This is a genomic window from Saccharothrix australiensis, assembly GCF_003634935.1.
Lineage (GTDB): Bacteria > Actinomycetota > Actinomycetes > Mycobacteriales > Pseudonocardiaceae > Actinosynnema > Actinosynnema australiense.
On sequence record NZ_RBXO01000001.1, the window covers coordinates 5,480,471 to 5,503,518 of the forward strand.

The following is a 23,048-nucleotide window of genomic DNA, read 5'->3' on the forward strand; positions in this document are numbered from 1 at the left end:
CCCCGGTCCGCGATCCGTGCGATTGCCGCCACCCGCCAGTGGGTAGACGATGTGATCGTTGCCACGTCGTCAGGACGAGGGAGGCGGTCATGACCGCGCTCAAGCCGGAACCCGTGATCACCCATCCGGGTGCGGCCCGGCGACGGCCGAAGGGCGCCGTGCTGCTCGGCCTGCTGAAGACCACCGATCCCAAGCAGATCGGCATGCTCTACCTCACCTCGTCGTTCGTGTTCTTCATGATCGGCGGCCTGATGGCGCTGCTGATCCGCGGCGAGCTGGCCCGACCGGGGCTCCAGTTCCTGTCGAACGAGCAGTACAACCAGCTGTTCACCATGCACGGCACGATCATGTTGCTGCTGTACGCGACGCCGATCCTGTTCGGGTTCGCGAACTACGTCCTGCCGCTCCAGATCGGCGCGCCGGACGTGGCGTTCCCCCGGCTCAACGCGTTCTCGTACTGGCTGTACCTGTTCGGCGGCCTCACGGTGGTCGCGAGCTTCCTGACGCCCGGCGGCGCGGCCGACTTCGGCTGGACCGCCTACACGCCGCTGTCGAGCGCCGTGCACGCGCCCGGCGTCGGGCCCGACCTCTGGATCATGGGCCTGGCGGTCAGCGGCCTGGGCACCATCCTCGGCGGCGTCAACATGGTGACGACGGTGTGCTGCCTGCGCGCGCCCGGCATGACGATGTTCCGGATGCCGATCTTCACCTGGAACATCTTCGTCACCAGCCTGCTGATCCTGATCGCGTTCCCGATCCTGACCGCCGCGCTGATGGGCCTGGCGGCGGACCGGCACCTGGGCGCGCACGTGTTCGACCCCGCCAACGGCGGCGTGATCCTGTGGCAGCACCTGTTCTGGTTCTTCGGGCACCCCGAGGTCTACATCGTGGCGCTGCCGTTCTTCGGCATCGTCAGCGAGATCTTCCCGGTGTTCAGCCGGAAGCCGCTGTTCGGGTACAAGGGCCTGGTCTTCGCGACGTTCGCGATCGCGGCGCTGTCGGTGGCGGTGTGGGCGCACCACATGTTCGCCACGGGCGCGGTGCTGCTGCCGTTCTTCTCGCTGATGACGTTCCTGATCGCGGTGCCGACGGGCATCAAGTTCTTCAACTGGATCGGCACGATGTGGCGCGGCTCGATCACGATGGAGACGCCGATGCTGTTCAGCATCGGCTTCCTGATCACGTTCCTGCTGGGCGGCCTGACGGGCATCATCCTCGCGTCGCCGCCGCTGGACTTCCACGTCCACGACACGTACTTCGTGGTGGCGCACTTCCACTACGTGCTGTTCGGGACGATCGTGTTCGCCACCTACGCCGGCATCTACTTCTGGTTCCCCAAGATGACCGGGCGGATGCTGAACGAGCCGCTGGGGAAGCTGCACTTCTGGACGACGTTCCTGGGCTTCCACCTGACGTTCCTGATCCAGCACTGGCTGGGCAACGAGGGCTTCCCGCGCCGGTACGCGGACTACCTGCCCTCCGACGGCTTCACCACGCTGAACACCATCTCGACGATCGGGGCGTTCCTGCTCGGCGCGTCGGTGCTGCCGTTCGTGTGGAACGTGTTCCGCAGCTACCGGTTCGGCGACCCGGCCGAGCGGGACGACCCCTGGGGCTTCGGGAACTCGCTGGAGTGGGCGACGTCCAGCCCGCCGCCCCGGCACAACTTCACCGAGCTGCCCCGCATCCGGTCGGAGCGCCCGGCGTTCGAGCTGCACTACCCGCACATGGTGGAGCGGATGCGCGAGGAGTCGAACTTCTCGCTCACCAAGCCGGGTAAGCGGGTGGACCCGGACAGCGCGACGGAGAGCGCGCTGGCGTCGACCAACCGGGACACCAGGACGACCGACCGGGGCGAGGAGAGCGCCGGCTCGGAGGACACCGGGTCGAAGGGCACCGGCCGGGACGACGAGTAGCCGCGCCGGGCGGGCGGGCCTCGTCGGCGGTGCAGGAGTCCACGTAGCCGCGCCGGGCGGGCCTCCTCGGCGGTGCCGGTGTCGGCGCGCCGCCCAGCGTCAACGCGGATGACGCCCTCGCCGCACCGCCCGGCTCCCCCGGCGCCTCAGCGCCGGCGGCGGGCCCGCAGGTAGTCGCTCACCACCGCCGCGCCCAGGCCGTCCTCGTCGGGCGCGACCACGCGCCCACCGCCCCGCCGGGCCACCAGGTCGACGAACTGCGCCAGCCTCGGGTCGTCGCCCAGCCGGAACACGGTGATCGCCGCGCCCAGCCTGGCCAGCCCGTCCACCTCGACGATGGTCTTCGCGATCGTGCGCGGCAGCGGCGGGTAGTTGAACTCGGCCGTCCCGTCGGCCTCCAGGTGCGCGGTCGGCTCGCCGTCGGTCACCACCAGCACCACCGGCTGGGCGTCGGGGTGGCGGCGCACGTGCCGCCCGGCCAGCAGCAGGGCGTGGTGCAGGTTCGTCCCCTGCTCCCACACCCCCTCCAACGCCGTGAGCTGCCCGATGTCGACCGCCTCGGCGTGCCGGCCGAACGTGATGAGCTCCAGCGAGTCCGTCCGGAACCGGGTGCGCACCAGGTGGTGCAGGGCCAGCGCGGTGCGCTTCATCGGCACCCAGCGGCCGTCCTGCACCATCGACCACGACGTGTCCACGCACAGCGCGACGGCCGCGCGCGACCGGTGCTCGGTCTCGCTGACCTCCACGTCCGACACGTCCAGCCGGATCTCCCCGGTGCCGCCCCGCAGCACGGCGTTGGCGACCGTCCGCGGCACGTTCCACGGCTCCGTGTCGCCGAACCGCCACGGCCGGGTGCTGCCGACCAGCTCGCCCGCCGCGCCCGCCCGCGTGTCCTCCCGCCTGCCCTGCGCCCGGACGCTGTCCAGCACGCCGCGCAGCGCCGCCTCGCCCAGCCGCCGCAACGCCTTCGGCGTCAGCCGCAGCGAGCCGTCCGGCGCGCGTTCGAGCAGGTTCTGGGCCCGCAGCTCGCGTTCCAGCTCGGCCAGCCTGCGCGCGTCGACGCCCGCCTCGGCGCCGAGCTGGCGCACCAGGGCCTCCACGTCGACGTCCTCCAGGCGCGCACCGGGGTAGGACTGGGCGAGCTGCTCGGCCAGCGCGTCCAGTTCCGCGAGGTCCGCCATCGCCTGCGCGCCCTCGCCGAGCCCCAGCGGCTGGTCGCCCCGGAAGCGCGCCGAGCCGTCCCAGTCCTCGCCCGGCCGCAGCCCCTGGAGCAGCGAGTCGAGCGCGGCCAGCCGCGCGCCGACACCCGAGTCGCCGAACGCCTGCCGGGACAGCGCGGCCAGCTCCTCGCGCTGCTCGTCGGTCAGCGAGTTCATCATCCGGCGCGCCGCCGCCGACCGGGCCGCCAGCGCGTCGACCAGTTCGTCGACGGTCGTCGGGCGCTCCGGGAAGAACTCGCCGTGCTCGCGCATGAAGTCCCGGAACGCCTGCCCGGTGTCCTCGCCCCGCGCGTGGGCGGCGAGCAGCGCGTTCAGGTCGTCCAGCATCCGCCGGATGCGCCGCACGTCCTCCTGGTCGACGTCGCGCATCGCCTGCTTCATGCCCTGGAACCGCTGGTCGAGCAGCTCCTGCCCGAGCAGGGTGCGGATGCGCTCGTAGGACTCGCGGGCCCGGTCCGAGCGCCAGTCGTACGCGGCCAGTTCGCGGACCGCCGCCGCGGTGCCCGCGGGCAGGGCGTCGAGCAGCGCCTCGCGGAACCGCGCCGCGTCGTCCGGGTCGGGGAACAGCGCCGCCCGCTCGGCCTCCAGCGCCTCGTCCAGCAGCCGGCGGACCTCCTGGAGCGTCCCGTCGAGCCGGTGCCGCCGCTGGATCGCCGACCGCCGCCGCCACAGCCGCGACGTCAGGTCGTCCAGGCCGGGTGTGCCCGGCAGGCCGCGGCGCAGCAGCTCGCGCAGCGCGGACGCGGGCGACGCGCCCTCCATGACCTCGCGCCCCAGCTCGTCCATCGCCGCCCGCAGGTCCGCGGGCGGCGCGAGCGGGTCGGGCCCGTCGACGTACCGGCCGTAGCGGTAGGTGCTCATCCGTAGACCGTCCGATCCTCGTCGGCGTCCTTGGACAGCTGCCGGGTCAGGTAGAGCGACTCCAGCGCCAGCTCCACGATCGACGCGATGCGCCCCACCGGGTCCTTCGGTCCCGCGCCGGCCCGCTGCGCGACCTCGTGCAGCACCGGCATCTCGGGCAGCGCGGCGAGCAGGTCGCCCGCGTGCACCCGTTCGCCGGTCGCGACCGGGTGCCCGTCGGAGACCAGCTCCGCCAGCGGGCGCAGGTTCAGCCCGGCGAACGCGGACCGGGCGGTGTCGGCCACCGCGCGGCGCAGCAGGTGGGTCAGGACCTCCTGCTCGCGCCCCTCCTCGCCCGCCTCGAACTCCAGCTTGCCGCGCAGGACCGCGGGCACCGAGTCCAGGTCGACCGGGCGGGCGATCGGCGGGTGCTCGCCGATCAGCGCGCCGCGCCGCAGCGCCGACGCGGCCACCGTCTCGGCCGCCGCCACCGCGAACCGCGCCGACACGCCCGACCGCTGGTCGATGGCGGACGACTCGCGCAGGTGCCGCACGAACCGGGCGATGACCTCCAGCAGGTGGTCGCCCACCTCGGCGACCAGGTCGGCCTCCTGCCGGACCAGGGCCACCTCGGCGGCCACCTCCAGCGGGTAGTGCGTGCGGATCTCCGCGCCGAACCGGTCCTTGAGCGGCGTGATGATCCGGCCGCGGTTGGTGTAGTCCTCGGGGTTGGCGGTCGCGACCAGCAGCACGTCCAGCGGCAGGCGGAGGGTGTAGCCGCGGATCTGGATGTCGCGCTCCTCCATCACGTTCAGCAGCGACACCTGGATGCGCTCGGCGAGGTCGGGCAGCTCGTTGACGGCGATGATGCCGCGGTGCGAGCGCGGCAGCAGGCCGTAGTGGATGGTCTCGGGGTCGCCGAGGCTGCGGCCCTGGGCGACCTTCACCGGGTCCACGTCGCCGACCAGGTCGCCGACGCTGGTGTCCGGCGTGGCGAGCTTCTCGGCGAACCGCTCGTCGCGGTGCTTCCAGGCCACCGGCAGGTCGTCGCCCAGCTCGGCGGCCCGCCGCTTCGACTCGGGCGTGATCGGGTCGAGCGGGTGCTCGTTCAGCTCGGCGCCCGCGATCACCGGCGTCCACTCGTCGAGCAGGCCGACCAGGGTCCGCAGCAGCCGCGTCTTGCCCTGGCCGCGCTCGCCGAGCAGCACGACGTCGTGGCCCGCCAGGATGGCCCGCTCCAGCTGCGGCAGCACCGTCCGGTCGAACCCGACGATGCCCGGCCACGGGTCGCGCTTCTCGCGCAGCGCGGCGAGCAGGTTGTCCCGCAGCTCGGCCTTGACGCCACGCGGGGTGTGCCCGGCGGCCCGCAGCCCGCCGACGGTGGTGGGGAGTCCAGAGGTCACCTACTCGAAGTTACGCATCTCGCGGCGTCCGGTCGACGTGGAGCGGTCCCAACCCTGCGCGACCGGGCACGGGTGCCTGCGTGGCCGCGTGCCGCTCCGACGGCGGTTTCACGGCGTCGGCGGCGCGGGAACCTCTTCCGCCGCGTCCGACCCGATGGCGGTGACGCGGACCGCCAACTGCTCGTTGTCGGCGGTGAAGCACAGGTACTCGAAGGCGACGTCGTGGCGGGCCACGAACTCCCGCCACGCCCGGTGCTCGTGGGCCTCCCAGCCGGGGTAGTTGAAGTACTCGTCGAACAGCACGACGCTACCGGGCCGCAGCCGGGGTCCGGCGTGCTCCAGGGCCGTGACGGTGGACGAGTACAGGTCCGCGTCGAGGTGCAGGAACGCCACGTCGCCGGGGTGCTCGGCGAAGAAGCCCGGCAGCGTCTCGTCGAACCAGCCGGGCACGATCCCCGCGCCGGGCACCTCGGGCACCAGGTCCGCCCGGAAGTACCCGGCGGGCCGGTTCGGGCGCCAGTCCTCCGGCAGGCCCTCGAAGGAGTCGAAGCCGTGGACGTCGCCACCGCGCTCCTCGACGATGATCTTCAACGTGGTGCCCCGGAAGACGCCGAACTCCAGCGCCATGCCGTGCTCGGGGGCGTGCGCCAGGGCGTGGCGCAGGGTGTCGAACCGGTTCGGGAACGCGGGCGCGGTCAGCAGGTTGTCCCGCACGAACCGCTCGGTCGTGCGCAGCGCGTACCGGTCGGCCTCGGCGTGGACGTCGCGCCGCGCCCGGTGCTCGACCTCCCGCACGACGGCGATGATCCGGTCCGCCTCCTCACGGGCGACCTCCTCGAACTCGCGGCGCAACCGCCGGACGAGATCGTCGCGCTCCGCCGCGGCGCGCTGGGCGCGGGTAGGTGGGAGGCGCAACGCCTGGCGCAGTCTGGGCAACACGGGCCCTCCTCTCGGGCGGCCCCCGTTCCCTACCCCACGCACACCGGCGTTGGGAAGGCGCCACACCCGAATGCCCGGCACCCCAAGGCGACGCCCCTCCCCCGTCCGGCCGAAATCCGCCTCCCGGCAACCGCCCCCACGAGCCACCGACTCAACGCCAGCCGAGCCACCCGACGGAGTCGGGCAAATCCAACCCCGCGAGGCCGCGTCGGCGGTTCACGGCGCGGGTTTCGCCGATCACGCTCTTCGATCGGCGCAACCCGCCCCGCGAGCCGCCGACTCAACGGCGGCCGAGCCGCCCGACGGAGTCGGGCCATCCAACACAGCGAGGCCGCGTCGGCGGTTCACGGCGCGCTTCTTGTCGATCACGCTTTTCGATCGACAAGAAACGCCCCGCGAGCCGCCGACTAACAGGCGGCCGAGCCGCCCGACGAAGGAGGGCAAATCCAACACAGCCCAAAAATCACACCCGTCCCGCCCCCTGGTCCGACAGCACCCGCACGGCCTCGTCCACGGCGGCGACGCGGGCCCGCCGCACCGCCTCCGACAGCGGGCGCAGCGCCTCGTCCCGTGCCGCCTGCGCCGAGGCCGACACCGCTCCACCCGGCGCGTCCGACGCGGCCACGGTGAGGATCGCCGCCACCTCCGCGGCCCGCTGGAGCACCCGCAGCGCGCGCGGCGGCATCCCGGCGGGCCAGGTCAGCTTGGTGTGCTCCGCGGCCAGCTCCGCGATCTCGGCGCGCACGTTCGGCCGGTGCCGCGCCACGTCCAGCGTCACCAGCGCGGTCGCGGCCTCGCGCATCGCCGACGCCAGGCCGTGCTCGGCCTCGCCGATCGGCACGTGCTCCACCGCCGTCACCGTCGGCAGGTCGAACACCGTCCACCGCAGCACGCCGTCCGCCACCAGCCGGGGCACCAGGCCGACACCGACGTCGGGCAGCACCGCGGCCTGCCCGACGCGCAGCGCGCACTGGCTCAGCGGGCCGCGCCCGCCCAGGCCGCGGACGTCACCGGGCACCGGCAGCACCAGCCGCGCGGTGGACGCCGACGCCCGCCGCAGCGCGGCCAGCAGCAGCGCCGAACCCACCGCCCGCTCGTCGGGGCCCGGCAGGTCGAGCGCGGTGGCGGTGCCGTCGTCGTCGGCCACCACCTCGTGCAGCTCGGCCCAGGACCCCAGGGCGTCGAGGACGTCGTCGGCCGCGGCCGAACCATGCAGCCAGGCGGACGTCCACACGACCAGCGTCGCACTCGCACAGGACACGATGCCCAAGGTTACGCGTGCTCCGGAACGGCTCAGGCGGCCGGACCGACGTGCGCCACCAGCAGGGAGCGGAACCGCTCGACGTCCTCCGCCCCGGCGAACGCCCGGTGCGGCACGGCGAACATCGCGGCCGTCCCGGTGCGCAGCACGAACACCCGCGACGTCTCCGACCAGCCCGGCAGCTCCGCCCAGGCCAGCTCGCTGCGCGCCGCGTCGCCGACCGACATCCGCAGCGAGTGCGCGTCCGCCGACCCGGTCACGGGCTTGGCCGCGAGCGGGTGGTTGTGGAAGTTCACGGCGGTGCCGACGGGCACGAGTGCGACGATGATCACAGCGAGCGCGATCCCGAACACCCCGGCCCACGTCATGCCGAGGAACAGCACGACCACCCCGAGCGCGCCCAGCACCGCGCCGAACCACGGCGCCCACCGGTAGAGCGGCACGGCCGTCCGCAACGCGTCCCGCCAGTCACCCGGCCGGGGCGACCAGCTGAAATCGACACTCACCGCGCGGGCCTCCTCGTGGTCTCGTCGCCGGTGCGGCACCTGCTCCCACCGCCGGTCGCGCGATCGGGACCGCGACCGGTGGAGCGGCGGATGCCACGCAGCGGTGCTCGGATCACCGCCCGGACTCCCCCGCCCGCTCGCGGCACACCACCGACGTCACCGCGCGGGTCGTTTCGCGGGCTCGCAGCACAGCGGGGCGCACGGCGCGCCGTTCACGGTGCACCCCGCGGCGGGGAACTCCGACAGCTTGCGCACCGGCGCGCCGGACAGGTGCTCGGCGACGAGTTCGGCGACCAGCCGCGCGAACCGGGGATCGCCGTTGGGCGTGGCGGCGCGGGCGAAGCCCATGCCCAGCTCGGCGGCCCGGTCCCTGGCCTCCGTGTCCAGGTCCCACACCACCTCCAGGTGGTCGCTGACGAACCCGATCGGGCACACCACGACGTTGGCCACCCCCCACTCGCGCAGGGCCTCGACGTGGTCCACGACGTCCGGCTCCAGCCACGGGATCTCCGGCGGCCCGGACCGCGACTGCCACACCACGTCGTACTCGGCCGCGCCGACCTCCCGCGCCACCAGCCGGGACGCCTCCGCCACCTGCCGGGAGTAGCGGTGGCCGCCCTCCTCCGGCGGCCCGGCGGCCCGGTCGGCGGACAGCGGCACCGAGTGGGCGGTGAACACCAGGCGGTAGTCGGCGAAGTCGGCCGCCGCGGTGCGCACCGCGTCGGCGAAGGACTCGACGAACAGCGGGTGGTCGAAGAACTGCCGCAGCTTGACCAGCTCGGGCGCGTCCGGCACGGCGGCGCGGGCGCGCAGCACGTCCTCGTCGTACTGGCGGCACGCGGAGTACCCGCCGTAGGCGCTGGTCGGGAACACCAGGGCGCGCCGGACGCCGTCGGCCTTCATCCGGGCCACGGTGTCCTCGACCATCGGGTGCCAGTTGCGGTTGCCGAAGTAGACCGGCAGGTCGACCAGCTCCTCGACGGCGGCGATCGCGGCGCGGTTGAGCGCGTTGATCGGCGACACGCCGCCGAAGTGCCGGTAGTGCTGCTCGACCTCGTCGAGGCGTTCGGGCGGCACACCCCGGCCCCGGGTCACGTTCTCCAGGAACGGGCGGACGTCGTCGGGTCCCTCCGGTCCCCCGAAGGACAACCAGAGCAGCGCGTCGTAACTCACCCGGACATCCTCGCGCCGCCCCTCCGGCGGCGCACAACCGGGTCGGCGTGATCGGCGGCACGCCGACCCGGCGGGCGGCTCACAGGCCCAGGAAGTGCACACCGCCGTCGACGAACACCATCGAGCCGGTGGTCGCCGGGAACCAGTCGGACAGCAGGCCGCACACCGACTTCGCCACCGGCGCGGGGTCGTTCACGTCCCAGCCCAGCGGCGCCTTGTCGCCCCACATGGACTCCAGCTCCGCGAAGCCGGGGATCGACTTGGCGGCCATCGTGCGCACCGGGCCGGCCGAGACCAGGTTCACCCGGATGCCCTGCGGCCCGAGGTCGCGCGCCAGGTAGCGGTTGATCGACTCGAAGGCCGCCTTCGCCGCGCCCATCCAGTTGTAGGCGGGCCACGCCTGGCGCGCGTCGAAGTCCAGGCCGACGACCGACGCGCCCCGGTCCATCAGCGGCAGCGTCGCCCGCACCAGCGCCTTGTACGAGTACGCGGAGACGTGCATCGCCGTGGCCACGTCCTCCCACGGCGCGTCCATGAACGGCGCGCCCAGGCACGACGGCGGCGCGTAGCCGATGGCGTGCACCACGCCGTCGAGGCCGTCGACGTGCTCGCGCACGCGGTCCGCGAGCGTGTCCAGGTGCTCCTGGTTCTGCACGTCCAGCTCCACCACGGGTGCGGGCCGCGGCAGCCGCTTGGCGATCCGCTCCACGAGGCTCAGCCGGCCGAACCCGGTGAGCACCACCCGGGCGCCCTGCTCCTGGGCGACCTTGGCCACGTGGAAGGCGATCGACGCGTCCGTGATCACCCCGGTGATCAACAGTCGCTTGCCCTCGAGCAGACCCGTCACGTGTGTTCCCTCCGAGAGTTGTGGGTGGGGTTCCGGCAACCCGTCGTCCGGGCTGCCCCGGGCGCGCGGTGGCGGCCGGTGTCCCGGCCGCCGGGTGTGGTGGTGGCTCCGCCTCGGCGGCCCGTCCAGCGGCCGTTCAGCGGCTCGTTCAGCTTCCGGGGCCCGTTCAGGGGCCCGTTCAGCTCCAGGGGCCCGTTCAGTGGCCCATGCCGAGGCCGCCGTCGACCGGCAGCACCGCGCCGGTGATGTAGGCGGCGGCGTCGGAGGCGAGGAACGTCACGGCCGCGGCGATCTCCTCGGTGGTGCCGTACCGGCCGGCGGGCACCTGGGCGAGGATCTGCTTGCGGCGCTCCTCGGGCAGCGCGTCGGTCATGTCGGTGGTGATGAAGCCGGGCGCGACGACGTTCGCGGTGATGTTGCGCGTGCCCAGCTCGCGGGCGATGGACCGGGCGACGCCCACCATGCCCGCCTTGCTGGCGGCGTAGTTGACCTGCCCCGCGCCGCCGGCCAGGCCGACCACGGAGGAGATGAACACGATCCGGCCGTACCGCTTGCGCAGCATCCCCTTGGACGCGCGCTGCGCGACCCGGAACGCGCCGGTCAGGTTCGCGTCCAGCACGCGGGAGAACTGCTCGTCGGTCATGCGCAGCAGCAGGGTGTCGTCGGTGATGCCGGCGTTGGCGACCAGCACCTCCACCGGCCCCTGCGCGGCCTCGACCTCGGCGAACGCCGCGTCGACGGCGGCGGGGTCGGTGACGTCGCACTCGACGCCCAGCAGGCCGTCGGGCGCGCCCGAGCCGCGGTGGGTCACGGCCACCCGGTCGCCCTGGGCGGCGAACGCCCGCGCGATCGCCAGACCGATACCCCGGTTGCCGCCCGTGACCAGTACGGACCTCGACACGCCCTGCTCCCATCGCCACTGGTTGATGCGGGCCGAGGCTATCCCCTGCGCCCTCGTGCGCCACCACGGGCCGGTGGTGGATCACAATGGGCCGGGTGACCGGATTCGTCGATCAGCTGCGCGCCGCCGTGGACGGCGACGTGCTCGCCGACCCCGCGAGCCGCGCCCTGTACTCCGCGGACGCCTCGAACTACCGGCACGTGCCGCTGGTCGTCGTGCGGCCCCGGTCGACGGACGCGGTGGTGTCGGCCGTGCAGGTGGCGGCGGCGTTCGACGTGCCGGTGACGAGCCGGGGCGCGGGCACGAGCGTGGCGGGCAACGCGGCGGGGCCGGGTCTCGTGATCGACTACGCCCGGTACCTCGACCGGGTGATCTCGATCGACCCGGTCGAGCGGATCGCGGTCGTGCAGCCCGGCGTGGTGCTGGACCGGCTCAACGACGCCGCCCGCCCGCACGGCCTGCTGTTCGGGCCCGACCCGTCGACGCACTCGCGGTGCACGGTCGGCGGCATGGTCGGCAACGACGCGTGCGGCGCGCACTCCGTCGCGTGGGGCAAGACCAGCGACAACGTGGCGGCGCTCGACGTGCTGCTGCCGGACGGCAGGCGGTTCGACACGCGCACGCCGCCGCCGCTGCCGCTGCCCGACGTGGACCCGGCGTGGTTCCCGGCGCTGGACCGCCGGGTCTCGGGGTACCGGCTGGACGCGCTGCCGGACCTGACGCGGGCGCTGGTCGGCACCGAGGGCACGTGCGTGGCCGTGCTGGGCGCGGCGCTGCGGCTGGTGGCCGCGCCCGAGCGGCGCGTGCTGGCCGTGCTGGGCTTCCCCGGGCGGTACGACGCCGCCGACCACGCCGCGGCGCTGCGGGAGCTGGACGTGCTGGCGGTCGAGGGCGTCGACGCGGCGCTGGCCGACACCGCCGGCGCGCGGCACCTGCTGCCGCCCGGCCTGAGCTGGCTGTTCGTCGAGACCGCCGAGGAGTCGGTGGCGCGCGCGGCCGCGTCGGTCGCGCCGCGCTCGGTGGTGGTGACCGACCCGGCGCGGCAGCGGGCGCTGTGGCGGGTGCGGGAGGACGGCGCCGGGTTGGCGACGCGGATGGCCGACGGCGGCGAGGCGTGGTCGGGGTGGGAGGACGCGGCCGTGCCGCCGGAGCGGCTGGGCGCGTACCTGCGGGAGTTCGACGCGCTGCTGGCCGGGCACGGGCGGCGCGGGGTGACCTACGGGCACTTCGGCGAGGGCTGCCTGCACGTGCGGATCGACTTCGACCTGCGGTCCGGCTACCGGGAGTTCCTCCAGGACGCCGCGGACCTGGTGGTGGCGCACGGCGGTTCGCTGTCGGGCGAGCACGGCGACGGGCAGGCGCGGTCGGAGCTGCTGCCCCGGATGTACCCGCCGGCGGCGCTCGCCGCGTTCCGGCGGTTCAAGGCCGCGTTCGACCCCGGCAACCGGATGAACCCCGGCCGGATCGTGGACCCGCTGCCGCTGGACGCGGACCTGCGCGTCGTGGTCGCGCCGCCGGTGATCCCGACCAGGGCGGCGCTGGCGCTGCGCGCCGACGGCGGCGACCTGGCGGCGGCGACCCGGCGGTGCGTGGGCGTCGGGAAGTGCCTGAACACGTCCGGCGGCGTGATGTGCCCGAGCTACCGGGTGACGCGCGAGGAGCAGCACTCGACGCGGGGCCGGGCGCGGCTGCTGTTCGAGATGCTCAACGGGCAGGTGGTGCGCGGCGGGTGGCGGTCCACCGAGGTGCGCGACGCGCTGGACCTGTGCCTGGCGTGCAAGGGCTGCAAGCGGGACTGCCCGGTGGACGTCGACATGGCCGCCTACAAGGCGGAGTTCCTGCACCACCACTACCGGCGGCGGCTGCGCCCGCCCGCGCACTACTCGATGGGCTGGCTGCCGCTGTGGTTGCGGCTGCGGCTGGTGAACCGGGTGACGGCCCGGTTCGCGCGGTTCGCCGGGGTGGCGGCGGAACGGCCGCTGCCGACGCCCGCGCCGAGGACGTTCCAGCGGGTGTTCGCCGGCGGTGGCGAGGGCGATCGGGTGCTGCTGTTCCCCGACACCTTCACCAACCACTTCGAGCCGGGGGTCGGCGAGGACGCGGCGGCGGTGCTCGCCGCCACCGGGCACCGGGTCGAGGTGCCGGGCGACGCCGTCTGCTGCGGGCTGACGTGGTTCTCCACCGGGCAGCTCGGCGTGGCGCGGCGGGTGGTCCGGCGGACGGCGCGGCGGCTGCGGCCGTGGACGTCGGCCGGGGTGCCCGTGGTGGGGCTGGAGCCGAGCTGCGCGGCGTTCCTGCGTTCGGACGCGCTGGAGGTGGCGGGCGACGACCCGGACGTGGCGCGGCTCGCCGGGTCGGTGCGGACCTTCGCCGAGCAGGTGGCGCCGCGGCTGCCGCAACTGCCGCCCGGCGGTTCGGCGGTCGTGCAGCCGCACTGCCACCAGTACGCCGAGGGCGGCACGGACGCCGACCGCGCGCTGCTGGAGCGGGCCGGGGTGACGGCGTCGGTGCTGGCGGGCTGCTGCGGGCTGGCGGGGAACTTCGGGTTCGAGAAGGGCCACCACGCCGTGTCGATGGCGGTGGCGGAGCAGTCGCTGCTGCCCGCCGTGCGCGGCGCGGCGCCGGGCACGGCGGTGGTCGCGGACGGGTTCAGCTGCCGGACCCAGGTGCGGCACGGGTCGTCCGCCGCGCCCGTGCACACGGCGACGCTGGTCGCGCGTGCGCTCGGCCTGGGTTCGGGCGCGGCCGGGGGCGACCGGCGGACCGGCACGGCCGGACGCGGTGACCCGGGGCGGACGCACGCGGACCCGCCCGAACGGTGAGAACGGCCGGCTCCGCCGGACCGGCGGCGCACCGGCCGGGCAGGGCCGCTGAGTCCGGTAGGGCTTCGGGGCCCCTGCCGCAGGGTCCGGACCCTGCGGGATCCGGGCTGCGAGGTCCGGGCCCTGCGGGATCCGGGCGCTGCGAGGTCCGGCCGCTGCGGGCGGGGTGGGGCTACGGGGTCCGGTGCGGCGGGGTCGGGCGGGTCTCCTCCGTGAGCCACGCCAGGTAGTCCGGGTTGCCGCCGAGCACCGGCAGGACCAGCACCTCGGGCGTGTCGTAGGAGTGCCGGGCGGTGAGGAAGTCGGTCAGCTCGGCCGCGCGGTCGTAGGCGGTCTTGATCCAGAGCTGCCACTCCCGGTCGTCCCGGACCTCGCCGTCCCAGCGGTAGACGCTCCGCACCGGGGCCCCGACCTGCACGCACGCCGCCAGGCGCGCCTCGACGACGGCGCGGGCCAGCTCGCCTGCCGCCTCCTCGCTGTCGGTGGTCGTGATCACCACGACGTGGTTGTCGCTCACGCGCGCAGCGTACGCACCGGCGGTCGCGCTGCGCCGACGAAGCGGTGTTCCTATCCTGGACCCGTGGACACCGACGACGCCGTGGCGCTGCTGACCGACGAGGCCGCCCCGCCGGACGCCCGCTACCAGGCGCACGCCGACCTGGTGGCCGCGGCGGCGGCCGGTGACGCGGCCGCCGAGGCGGCCCTGCGGTGGCTGCGCTGGAACCGCTCGGGCCGCTCGGCCTGTGACGCCGGGTGACGGCCTGCCCCTGCGGCTCGGGCGAGCCGTACGAGACCTGCTGCGGCGTGTTCCACTCCGGGGCGCGCGTCGCGCCGACGGCGGAGGCGGTGATGCGGTCGCGGTACGCGGCGTACGCCCTGTCCGACGAGGCGTACCTGCTGACGACGTGGCACCCGGCGACCCGGCCCCGGCGCGTCGACTTCGACCCCGACCACCGGTGGGTGCGCCTGGAGGTGCTCGACCGCACCGGCGGCGGCCTGCTCCAGACCACGGGCACGGTCGAGTTCCGCGCGCACTACCGGTGGCGCGGCCGGCGTGACGTGCTGCACGAGAACAGCCTCTTCCAGCGCGAGGACGGCCGCTGGCTCTACGTCGAGCCGGTCGAGTCCGTCGCACCGGGCCGACCGCCCACGCGTGCCTGATCCGCGTGCTCAGGGTCTGCGCGCCCAGGATCTGGGCGCCTAGGGTCTGCGCACCGAGTCGAGCAGGTTGCGCGCGACCACCCGCAGCTTGGTGTTGTGCGTCTGCGACTCGTCCACCAGCCGCTGGAACGCCTCGTCGGCGCTGATCCCGTGGGCCGCCATGAGCACGCCCTTCGCCTGGTCGATCTCCGCCCGCGACCCCAGCGCCGCCTCCAGGTGCGCGACCAGCGACCGGGACCGCTCGTAGCGCTGGAACCCGGTGATCGAGGCGGACGCGGCCGTGGTGAACAGCCGCAGCAGCGCCTCGTCGAACGGGTCGAACGCCGACTCGACGCCGCTGTAGAGGTTCAGCGCGCCCAGCACCGAGCCCTCGACCACGAGCGGCGCGGACAGGTACGCCCGCACGCCCGCACGCTGCGCCGCGGCCGTGAACTCCGGCCACTTCGCCCGCGCGCCCTCGACCGTCACCCGGACCGGGCGCTGCGTGCGCGACGCCTCCAGGCACGGCCCCTGGCCGGCGGCGTACTGCTCGGCGTCGATCGAGACCACCTTCCGGTCGGTCGACGCGGCGGTCGACGCGCCGTCCGGGCCGACGACGGTGACCGACACGTTCTCCGCGTCCGGGATGACCCGCGAGGCCGACTCGGCGAGTTGCTGCAGCACCTCGTCCAGCGACTGCTCGTCGGCCAGCACGCCGGCCAGTTCCTCCAGCGCCTCGCTGGCCTCGTCCAGTTGGGAGGCGGGCACGCGGTCTTCGATGCTCACCTGCACTGTCTACACCGCGCACGCCATAATCGCCGCTACCGGAAGGGAGGCGGCCCGTGCGCGTGCTGCTGGTCGAGGACGACGACGGTGTCGCCGATGCCCTGGTGGAGGCGCTCGGCGCCAACGGCCACCGCCCACACCGGGTCGCGCGCGGCGCGGACGCCCTGCGCCAACACCGGGACTACGACCTGCTGTTATTGGACTTGAAGCTGCCCGACGCGCACGGGCTGGAGGTGCTGCGCAAGATCCGCCGGGTGGCGCGGACCCCGGTGCTGGTGCTGACCGCGAGCGGCGACGAGCGCTCCCTCGTCCGCGGGCTGCGGCTGGGCGCGGACGACTACCTGGTCAAGCCGGTGCGGCTGGCCGAGCTGCTGGCCCGGATGGACGCGGTCGCCCGGCGCGCCACGCGGGTCGACCGCGCCGACCGCACCGTCCGGGTCCGCGACGTGGTGGTCGACCTGGAGGGGCGGCGGGTGACCGCCGGCGGCGTCGAGGTGCCGCTGACCACCACGGAGTTCGACGTGCTCGCGGCGCTGGCGAGCCGGCCGGGCACCGCGGTCAGCCGCCAGCAGCTGATGGACGAGGTGTGGGGCGACGCCTACCTGGCGGTGTCGCGGGCGCTGGACGTGCACCTGGCGGGGCTGCGGGCCAAGCTCGCCCGGCCGGGCCTGGTGACCACCATCCGCGGGTTCGGCTACCGGCTGGACACCGGCGACGAGACCGGGGCGTGAATGCGTCGCCGCCTGCTGCTGGTGCTGCTGCTGTTCTCCGCCGCCGCGGTGGCGGCGTTCGCCGTGCCGCTGCTGTCGGCCACCGCCGCCGAGCGCACCCAGCGGTTCGCGCTCGGCCGCACCGGTGACCTGGACCGGTTCGCGGCGCTCGCGCAGCAGGCGGCGAGCACGGGCGACGACACCGCGCTGGTGACGGAGGTGGCGGCCTACGCCGAGCTGTACGGCGAGGCGGTCGTCGTGGTGGACGCGCGGCGGCGGGCGGTGGCGCGGGCCGGGCTGGCCGCCGACGACCCGGCGCTGGCCGGCGTGCTGGACGCGGCGCTGCGCGACCAGCCCGCGCCGCCCGTGCCGACGGTCACGCCGTGGTCGTCGGGGACGGTGGTGTTCGCCCGGCCGGTCGGCACCGGCACGCGGGTGGCGGGCGCGGTGGTGCTGCGGGCGTCGGTGGACCGGGCGGCGGCGGACGTGGCGCTGCGGTGGCTGTGGGTGCTCGGCGGCGCGCTGGCGGCCGGGCTCGGCTCGGTGCTGCTGGTGCTGGCCGTCGCGCGGTGGCTGCTCAGGCCGCTGGCGGAGCTCGCGGCGGGCGTGCGGGCGGTGGCGGCGGGCGAGCGGCGGGCGCACGTGCCCGAGCGCAGCGGCCCGCCCGAGGTGCGCGAGCTGTCGGAGCAGTTCAACCGGATGTCCGACGCGGTGACCGAGGCCGCCGACCAGCAGCGGCGGCTGGTCGCGGACGCGTCGCACCAGCTGCGCAACCCGATGGCGGCGCTGCGGCTGCGCCTGGACACCCTGGGCGGCCACGTGGCGCCCGGTGGCGCGCGGTCCTACGCCGCGGCGGTGGCGGAGGTCGAGCGGCTGGAGTCGCTGCTGGACGGGCTGTTGGCGCTCGCGTCGGCGGAGAGCACGGCGACGGAGGTCGCGGCGGGCGGCCGGGAGCCCGGCCTGGCCGACGCGGGCGCGGTGGCGGTGGACCGGGCCGACTTCTGGCAGGTGCCGTCACCGGTCGTGCCCGCGCTGCCGGTGCTGGTGCGGTGCCCGGAGTCGGAGCTGTCGCAGGTGCTGGACGTGGTGCTGGACAACGCCGTCAAGTACGGCGGCGGGCGCGTGGAGGTGTCCGTGGGCGCGGACCGGGCGGCGGGCGTGGGCTGGGTGCGGGTGGCCGACGACGGCCCCGGCCTGACCGACGCCGAGCTGGCCCTGGCCACCGACCGGTTCTGGCGGGGCCGGTCCGACCGGCCGGGCACCGGGCTCGGGCTGGCCATCGCGGACCGGCTCGTCCGGGCGCACGGCGGCGCGCTGGAGCTGTCCTCGACGGGCGGGCTGGTGGCGCGGGTCGTGCTGCCGCTGGAGCCGGCGCTGTGAACCGCCGGGTGTTCCTGCTGGGGCTGCTGGCCGCCGGGTGCACGTCCGGCGGGCCGTCCGACGAGCTGCTCATCGCCTCGGGCGAGCGTGGCGGCATGTACTACGACTTCGCCGCCCTGCTCGCGGCGCAGCTCGAACCCGGCCTGCGCGGCCGGGCCGTCGAGACGCAGGGCAGCCTGGAGAACCTGGAGCGGCTGCGGTCCGGGTCGGTGCGGGTGGCGCTGAGCCTCGCCGACGCGGCCCACGTCGCCGATCCCGCGCTGGAGCTGCGCGCCCTGGGTCGGGTGTACGAGAACTACCTGCAACTCGTCGTGCGCGCCGACGACCCGGCGCGGCGCGTCGCGGACCTGGCCGGCCGGGTGGTCTCGCTGGGCGCGGCGGGTTCGGGCGCGTCGCTGTCGGGCGAGCGGATGCTGGCGGCGGCCGGGCTGGGCGGCTCGGTGCGGGTGACGCACCTGCGGCTGGCGGAGGCCGCGCGGGCGTTGGCGGACCGCCGGGTCGACGCGCTGCTGTGGTCGGGCGGGGTGCCGACGCCGGTGCTGGAGGGGCTGCCCGGTATCCGGCTGCTGCCGCTGGCGGACCTGCTCGCCGGGCTGCGGGTGGCGCACGGCTCGGTGTACGAGCAGGTCTCGGTGCCCGTCGGGGTGTACGGGTCGACGCGCGAGGTCGCCACCATCGGCGTGGCGAACCTGCTGGTGTGCCGGGCGGAGCTGCCGGACGAGCCGGCCGCGTCGATCGCCCGGACGCTGGTGTCGAGGGCGGCGGCGCTCGTGCCCGACCAGGCGCTGGGCACCCAGTTCCTGGACGTCCGCAGCCTCATCGGCACCGCGCGGCTGCCGCTGCACCCCGGTGCCGCGGCGGTCTACCGCGACCTGCACGGCTAGCGGTTGCCGGTGTAGGCGTCCCGCAGCCAGGACAGCGTCTCGCCGTCGATGGCGTCGGCGCTGGTGAGGGCGATCCGGACGGTGATCGCGCCGTTCCCGAGGGACGGCGCGGCCTCCAGCCGCCCGCCCGGCGCGCGTCCCGCCAGGCGCAGGCCGAGGTCGACGCGCGTGCGGGTGCCCGCCTTGACGACGGCGAAGGTGCGGCGCGGCGACACCAGGGCCACGTGGGTCTTGCGGGCCCGCACGCGCATCGGGCCCAGCAGCGCGGCTTCGGCGAGGACGCGGTCGAGGATGGGCCGCAGCTCGGCCCGGTCGGCGTACTGCCGGTCCACGAGGTCGCCGGCACCGGCCAGGGGGTCGTCGGGACCGGCCCACACGAAGTCGGGGTAGCCGAACCGCTCCATCAGCAGCAGCAGCTGCGGGTACCCGGTGACCGCGCGCTCGTCGAGCCACGCGCGCAGCTCGCGCTCGCCGTCGATGCCGGACGCCAGCACCCGCCGGTTCCACTCCGGCACGCCCTCCCCGGTGGTGCGCCGGAGCAGGCACGCCGACCAGTCGACCATCTCGCGCCAGTGCTCCGCCGGGGGCATGGGGTCATCCTGCCGCGTCGCGACGCCGGCCGCGCGGGCAGCGCCGGGCCCGCCGGGGCGGGGTCGCGGCACGGACGGGTCGGTCGAAGCGCTGCGCCGGCACCGTGGGCGCGGAGGCTGTACCGCCGGCACGAGCCGGGCACCCCAGGACAGGGCACTGCGCACACGGCCCACCGGCTCCGTCACGGTCTGCCCGAGCGGCGCCCGCCTCGTGGGGCATGAGGGCGTTCCCTAGTACTCCAGTTCGAAGTCGCGGTGGTCGTCGGGGTCGACCACCGCGACGAGCTTGTTCCCCGGCTTCAGGCCGGGGCCGTACCTGGTGTCGTGGTCGATCAGGAACTCGGGCACGTCCGGGCCCTTGATCAGGAGCCGGACGCGGACCGTGGCGTCCTCGCTGATCGGCTCCACGGACAGCACCACGGCGGTCGCGGGCAGACCCACCTCGTCCAGGCGCAGCAGCCGCCGCTTGGCGCGCGCGATACCGCGCCACACGGCGATGCCCAGCGGTAGCAGCAGCGCGGTGAGCACGATGCCGAGGGTGCCGCCGTCGTTGGCCGCGTAGACGATCGGTCCGGTGACCATCAACGCCGCGGCGAACAGGTGCAGGACCACGTTGTTGCCCCGGTTGGCCCCGTGTACTTCGACGAACCCGTCCTCCGCCATTCCGGCACTTTAAGCAGGTCGTGGGGTGCCGTGGGCCGAGTTGCGCGAATGCGGCCGGACGGCGGCCGCTCACCGGGACGCGATGAGGGCCTGGGGCGCGGCCTGCTTGATGCGGGTGCGGAGCCAGGTCAGCAGGCGGGCCGTGTCCTGCTCGCAGGAGGTGACGACGTCGAGCAGTTCGCGGTCGCGCAGCCCTTGGGCGGCCTGGCCGACGACGGTCCAGGTGATGTCGGTCAGGGTGGCCAGGGTGTACAGGTCCTGGAGGTCGCGGAGCAGCCCGACCGGTCCGCCGCGGGTGGTCTCCAGGCCGGCGGCGTGCAGCCGCTCGGGTTCGTCCTCGCGCTGCTCGCCGTAGCGCTCCACCACCGGCGCCAGGGCCTCGGCCTGGCGATCGGTCCTGGCGGCGAGGACCTGGCAGGTGTGCCGCACGTCGGGCTCCTCGCCGTGTCCCCGGCCGACCTCGCGGAAGGCGTCGGCGAGCGTGGTCAGGGAGGTGTGCAGCAGTCCCAGGTAGGTGGCCAGGTGCATGGTTCAGCCCTTCGGCGGGGTGTGCGGGCGGACGTTCGGCGTGCGGTCGGGGGTCGGGGGCGGCGGGGGCGGGTCGGTGGTCGCCACGTCCTCGTGCACGTCGTCCTCGCCCTCCGTCGCCGGGACGCCCGCCGGGTCGTGCGGCGCGGACGCCGCGGTGGTGGGCGCGGGTGCCGGGCCGTCGGCCTCGGCCTGCTTGCCCACCCGCGCGGTGCCGATCTTGAACAGCGGCTGCTTGGACACCGGGTCCCACTCGGTGGGGGTCAGCTCGTTGGCCGCCCGCACGTGCCGGTCGTCCTCGGTGTCCCAGTAGCCGTAGTGGAAGGGCACGAACACCACGCCGTCGCGGCCCCGGCCGATCCTGGCCCGCGCCTCGACCCGGCCGCGCGGCGACTCCACCCGGACCAGGTCCCCCTCGGACACGCCCAGCGCGGCGGCGTCACGGGCAGACAGCTCCACCCACGGCTCGGGGGCGGCGCGGCGGAGCTGCCGGGAGCGGCCGGTCTTGGTGCGGGTGTGGAAGTGGTAGGCGGTGCGGCCGGTCGTCACCACGAACGGGTGGTCCTCGCTCGGTTGCTCCGGCGGCGGCGAGTACTCGGCGGCCTTGAGGAACGCGCGGCCGTCCGGGCGTTGTGCCCGGTACTGCTCGGGCGAGGTGGTGCCGCCGGTGAGCAGGTCGTGTCCGTAGTCCTCGCACACGTCCGGGTGAGTCGGGAACACACCGTCGGCGTAGAGCCGGTCGCAGCCGTCGGGGTGCTCGTCGGTGCACGGCCAGGGGATGCCGCTGCCGCCGCGCAGCCGGTCGTAGGACAGGCCGGTGTAGTCGCACAGCCGGCCCCGGCTGCACTCCTGCCACGCGCGGAACGCGCCCTCCGGGTCGGACCACTTGACCAGGGGCGCGCCGTCGCGGTCGCGGAAGTCCATGCGGCGGGCGTAGTCGAGGAAGACGTCCAGGTCCGAGCGCGCCTCGCCGGGCGGCTCGACCGCCCGGTCCGACAGGTGCACGGTGCGGTTGGCGTTGGTGAACGTGCCCTGCTTCTCGCCCCACAACGCCGCCGGGAGCACCACGTCGGCGTACTCGGCGGTCTCGGTGCGGAACCCGTCCTGCACCACCACGAACAGGTCGTCCTTGGCGAGGACGTCCCGGACGCGCCGCAGCTCGGGCAGCGACACGGCGGGGTTCGTCGCCGAGATCCACAGGAACCGGATCGAGCCCTGCTCGGCGTAGCGCCAGATCTGCATGGCGTGCGTGGGCGGCGCCCAGTGCGGGATGGTCAGCGGGTCGACGTTCCACAGCTCCGCCAACTGCTCGACGTGCCGGGGGTTGTCCCAGTTGCGGAAGCCCGGCAGGTCGCCGTCCGCGCCGGTCTCGCGGGTGTTCTGCGCGGTGGGCTGACCGTTCATCTGGAGGATGCCGCAGCCCGGCCTGCCGATCAGGCCGCGCAGCAGGTGCAGGTTGTTGACCTGGCAGGAGGCCGCCGTGGCCTGGTGGGACTGGTAGAAGCCCTGCAACACCGTGGACAGCACCCGCTCGGCGGTGCCGAAGATCCGGGCGGCCCGGCGCAGGTCGTCCGGATCGATCCGGCAGATGCCCGCGACGTGCTCGGGCGTGTACGGCTCCACCGTGGCCGCGAGGTCGTCGTAGCCGAGGGTGTGCGCGGCGACCCAGTCGTGGTCCACCCGGTCGTTGGTGATCAGCTCGCGGACCAGGCCGTTCATCAGCGCCTGGTTGGTGCCGGGCAGCGGGGCCAGGTGCACTCCCCCGGACCCCACCGCAGCCTCGGCCACCTTCGTGCGCCGCGGGTCCACCGCGACCACCACGGGCCGGTCGGGGCCGTGCAGCCGGTCCAGCACCCGCGCCCACAGCACGGTCTGCGTCTCGGCCATGTTGTGGCCGAACAGGAACAGCGCGTCGCAGGAGTCGATGTCGGTGTAGCTGCCGGGCTGGCCGTCGGAGCCGAAGCTCTCCTTCATCGCGGCCGCCGCCGTCGCCGTGCACAGCCGGGTGTTGCCGTCCATGTGCGGCGTGCCCACACCGGCCTTGCCGATCACGCCGAGCGTGTAGTACTCCTCCAGGAACAGCTGCCCGCTGGTGTAGAAGCCGTGCGACAGCGGCCCCACCTCCGCCAGCAGCTCCTTCGACCGCCGCACGACCAGGCCCATCGCGGTGTCCCAGTCGGACTCCACCAGCACGCCGCCGCGCCGCACCAGTGGACGGGTCAGCCGGTCGCGGCCGTTCCACTGCCACGAGCCGTACAGGCCCTTCGGCCCCAACCGCCCGTGGTTGACCACGTCGCCGGCCCGGCCCCGGACGCCGACCATCCGGCCGTCCTTGACCGCGATGTCGCAGCCGCAGCCGTTGCTGCACAGCACGCACGCCGACGGCACCCACCGGTCCACGTCCGACTCCGCCACGCCCGCCGCCAGGTGCAGGTCCACCCGCACCGGCCACGGCGCGTCTTTCGCGTGCGGCGTCCGCGTGCCCCAGATGTCCGCGATCCGGTCCGCCATGCGCCCTCCACCGATCGATCAGGGGACC

At 74.8% G+C, this 23,048-nt stretch carries 21 protein-coding genes; 7 read left to right on the forward strand and 14 right to left on the reverse strand.

Going from position 1 to position 23,048, the window contains the following annotated elements; all coding sequences use genetic code 11:
• The first annotated feature begins 89 nt into the window (after window positions 1-89).
• Window positions 90-1,916 (forward strand): aa3-type cytochrome oxidase subunit I, encoded by a 1,827-nt coding sequence (gene ctaD, locus C8E97_RS23125; RefSeq protein WP_170211968.1) that lies wholly within the window; start codon window positions 90-92, stop codon window positions 1,914-1,916.
• A gap of 146 nt (window positions 1,917-2,062) precedes the next feature.
• Here the strand turns inward: ctaD and C8E97_RS23130 are convergent, their stop codons facing one another.
• From C8E97_RS23130 to fabG, 8 genes are all read right to left on the reverse strand, one after another.
• Window positions 2,063-3,997, reverse strand: a complete 1,935-nt coding sequence (locus C8E97_RS23130) for a vWA domain-containing protein (protein WP_121007592.1) — start codon at window positions 3,995-3,997, stop codon at window positions 2,063-2,065.
• Window positions 3,994-5,379, reverse strand: a complete 1,386-nt coding sequence (locus tag C8E97_RS23135) for a sigma 54-interacting transcriptional regulator (protein ID WP_121007593.1) — start codon at window positions 5,377-5,379, stop codon at window positions 3,994-3,996. Before C8E97_RS23135 ends, C8E97_RS23130 begins: the two co-directional genes overlap by 4 nt.
• A 108-nt stretch (window positions 5,380-5,487) precedes the next feature.
• Window positions 5,488-6,318 (reverse strand): TylF/MycF/NovP-related O-methyltransferase, encoded by an 831-nt coding sequence (locus tag C8E97_RS23140; protein WP_121007594.1) that lies wholly within the window; start codon window positions 6,316-6,318, stop codon window positions 5,488-5,490.
• 463 nt (window positions 6,319-6,781) lie between these two features.
• Window positions 6,782-7,579, reverse strand: coding sequence for a hypothetical protein (locus C8E97_RS23145; RefSeq protein WP_121012177.1), 798 nt, complete (start codon window positions 7,577-7,579; stop codon window positions 6,782-6,784).
• Between the two features lie 32 nt (window positions 7,580-7,611).
• Window positions 7,612-8,085: a YcxB family protein gene (locus C8E97_RS23150; protein WP_121007595.1), complete on the reverse strand. Its 474-nt coding sequence runs from the start codon at window positions 8,083-8,085 to the stop codon at window positions 7,612-7,614.
• Window positions 8,086-8,241: 156 nt separating this feature from the next.
• A complete protein-coding gene (locus C8E97_RS23155; RefSeq protein WP_121007596.1) occupies window positions 8,242-9,258 on the reverse strand; it encodes a ferrochelatase in 1,017 nt (338 codons plus the stop codon).
• A gap of 79 nt (window positions 9,259-9,337) precedes the next feature.
• On the reverse strand, window positions 9,338-10,105 hold the full coding sequence (gene fabI / locus C8E97_RS23160) for an enoyl-ACP reductase FabI (protein WP_121007597.1): 768 nt from the start codon (window positions 10,103-10,105) through the stop codon (window positions 9,338-9,340).
• A 196-nt stretch (window positions 10,106-10,301) separates the two neighbouring features.
• Window positions 10,302-11,006: a 3-oxoacyl-[acyl-carrier-protein] reductase gene (gene fabG / locus C8E97_RS23165; RefSeq protein WP_121007598.1), complete on the reverse strand. Its 705-nt coding sequence runs from the start codon at window positions 11,004-11,006 to the stop codon at window positions 10,302-10,304.
• 86 nt (window positions 11,007-11,092) lie between these two features.
• Between fabG and C8E97_RS23170 the strand changes: the two genes are divergently transcribed.
• Complete coding sequence (locus C8E97_RS23170) at window positions 11,093-13,828, forward strand: FAD-binding and (Fe-S)-binding domain-containing protein (RefSeq protein ID WP_121007599.1); 2,736 nt, start codon at window positions 11,093-11,095, stop codon at window positions 13,826-13,828.
• A gap of 172 nt (window positions 13,829-14,000) precedes the next feature.
• On the opposite strand, the gene cutA is transcribed toward C8E97_RS23170, so the two are convergent.
• Window positions 14,001-14,345: a divalent-cation tolerance protein CutA gene (gene cutA / locus C8E97_RS23175; protein WP_121007600.1), complete on the reverse strand. Its 345-nt coding sequence runs from the start codon at window positions 14,343-14,345 to the stop codon at window positions 14,001-14,003.
• Between the two features lie 63 nt (window positions 14,346-14,408).
• Here cutA and C8E97_RS34850 point away from each other — a divergent pair, with 63 nt between their 5' ends.
• On the forward strand, window positions 14,409-14,585 hold the full coding sequence (locus tag C8E97_RS34850) for a hypothetical protein (protein ID WP_170211969.1): 177 nt from the start codon (window positions 14,409-14,411) through the stop codon (window positions 14,583-14,585).
• The gene (locus C8E97_RS23180) at window positions 14,582-14,989 is read left to right on the forward strand and encodes a YchJ family protein (protein ID WP_121007601.1); all 408 of its coding nucleotides are present in this window, start codon (window positions 14,582-14,584) and stop codon (window positions 14,987-14,989) included. Before C8E97_RS34850 ends, C8E97_RS23180 begins: the two co-directional genes overlap by 4 nt.
• Before the next feature lie 39 nt (window positions 14,990-15,028).
• On the opposite strand, the gene C8E97_RS23185 is transcribed toward C8E97_RS23180, so the two are convergent.
• Complete coding sequence (locus C8E97_RS23185) at window positions 15,029-15,754, reverse strand: ANTAR domain-containing protein (RefSeq protein WP_342776250.1); 726 nt, start codon at window positions 15,752-15,754, stop codon at window positions 15,029-15,031.
• A 56-nt stretch (window positions 15,755-15,810) separates the two neighbouring features.
• Here C8E97_RS23185 and C8E97_RS23190 point away from each other — a divergent pair, with 56 nt between their 5' ends.
• From C8E97_RS23190 to C8E97_RS23200, 3 genes are read left to right on the forward strand one after another with little or no spacing between them, the layout of a single operon-like run.
• On the forward strand, window positions 15,811-16,485 hold the full coding sequence (locus tag C8E97_RS23190) for a response regulator transcription factor (RefSeq protein ID WP_121007603.1): 675 nt from the start codon (window positions 15,811-15,813) through the stop codon (window positions 16,483-16,485).
• Entirely contained in the window at window positions 16,486-17,844 is a 1,359-nt protein-coding gene (locus tag C8E97_RS23195) for a sensor histidine kinase (protein WP_121007604.1), read from the forward strand. It abuts the gene before it with no gap.
• Window positions 17,841-18,728, forward strand: a complete 888-nt coding sequence (locus C8E97_RS23200) for a TAXI family TRAP transporter solute-binding subunit (protein ID WP_121007605.1) — start codon at window positions 17,841-17,843, stop codon at window positions 18,726-18,728. The genes C8E97_RS23195 and C8E97_RS23200 overlap by 4 nt, the downstream gene beginning before the upstream one ends.
• On the opposite strand, the gene C8E97_RS23205 is transcribed toward C8E97_RS23200, so the two are convergent.
• The 4 genes from C8E97_RS23205 to C8E97_RS23220 form a co-directional block, all read right to left on the reverse strand.
• Window positions 18,725-19,318: a DUF5655 domain-containing protein gene (locus C8E97_RS23205; protein ID WP_121007606.1), complete on the reverse strand. Its 594-nt coding sequence runs from the start codon at window positions 19,316-19,318 to the stop codon at window positions 18,725-18,727. The genes C8E97_RS23200 and C8E97_RS23205 overlap by 4 nt on opposite strands.
• A gap of 231 nt (window positions 19,319-19,549) precedes the next feature.
• The gene (locus tag C8E97_RS23210; protein ID WP_121007607.1) at window positions 19,550-19,981 is read right to left on the reverse strand and encodes a hypothetical protein; all 432 of its coding nucleotides are present in this window, start codon (window positions 19,979-19,981) and stop codon (window positions 19,550-19,552) included.
• Between the two features lie 69 nt (window positions 19,982-20,050).
• Entirely contained in the window at window positions 20,051-20,509 is a 459-nt protein-coding gene (locus C8E97_RS23215) for a hypothetical protein (protein ID WP_121007608.1), read from the reverse strand.
• Between the two features lie 3 nt (window positions 20,510-20,512).
• Window positions 20,513-23,020 carry a molybdopterin oxidoreductase family protein gene (locus C8E97_RS23220; RefSeq protein WP_121007609.1) on the reverse strand — a complete coding sequence of 836 codons (2,508 nt, stop codon included), beginning with the start codon at window positions 23,018-23,020 and terminating at the stop codon, window positions 20,513-20,515.
• Window positions 23,021-23,048 lie beyond the last annotated feature (28 nt).

Bases quoted from the DNA above. Each gene is read 5' to 3' on its own strand.
- C8E97_RS23195 (WP_121007604.1), top strand. From the start codon at position 16,486: ATGCGTCGCCGCCTGCTGCTGGTGCTGCTGCTGTTCTCCGCCGCCGCG.
- C8E97_RS23170 (WP_121007599.1), top strand. From the start codon at position 11,093: ATGGGCCGGGTGACCGGATTCGTCGATCAGCTGCGCGCCGCCGTGGAC.
- C8E97_RS23220 (WP_121007609.1), bottom strand. From the start codon at position 23,020: ATGGCGGACCGGATCGCGGACATCTGGGGCACGCGGACGCCGCACGCG.
- C8E97_RS23210 (WP_121007607.1), bottom strand. From the start codon at position 19,981: ATGGCGGAGGACGGGTTCGTCGAAGTACACGGGGCCAACCGGGGCAAC.
- C8E97_RS23215 (WP_121007608.1), bottom strand. From the start codon at position 20,509: ATGCACCTGGCCACCTACCTGGGACTGCTGCACACCTCCCTGACCACG.
- C8E97_RS23205 (WP_121007606.1), bottom strand. From the start codon at position 19,318: ATGCCCCCGGCGGAGCACTGGCGCGAGATGGTCGACTGGTCGGCGTGC.
- C8E97_RS23130 (WP_121007592.1), bottom strand. From the start codon at position 3,997: ATGAGCACCTACCGCTACGGCCGGTACGTCGACGGGCCCGACCCGCTC.
- ctaD (WP_170211968.1), top strand. From the start codon at position 90: ATGACCGCGCTCAAGCCGGAACCCGTGATCACCCATCCGGGTGCGGCC.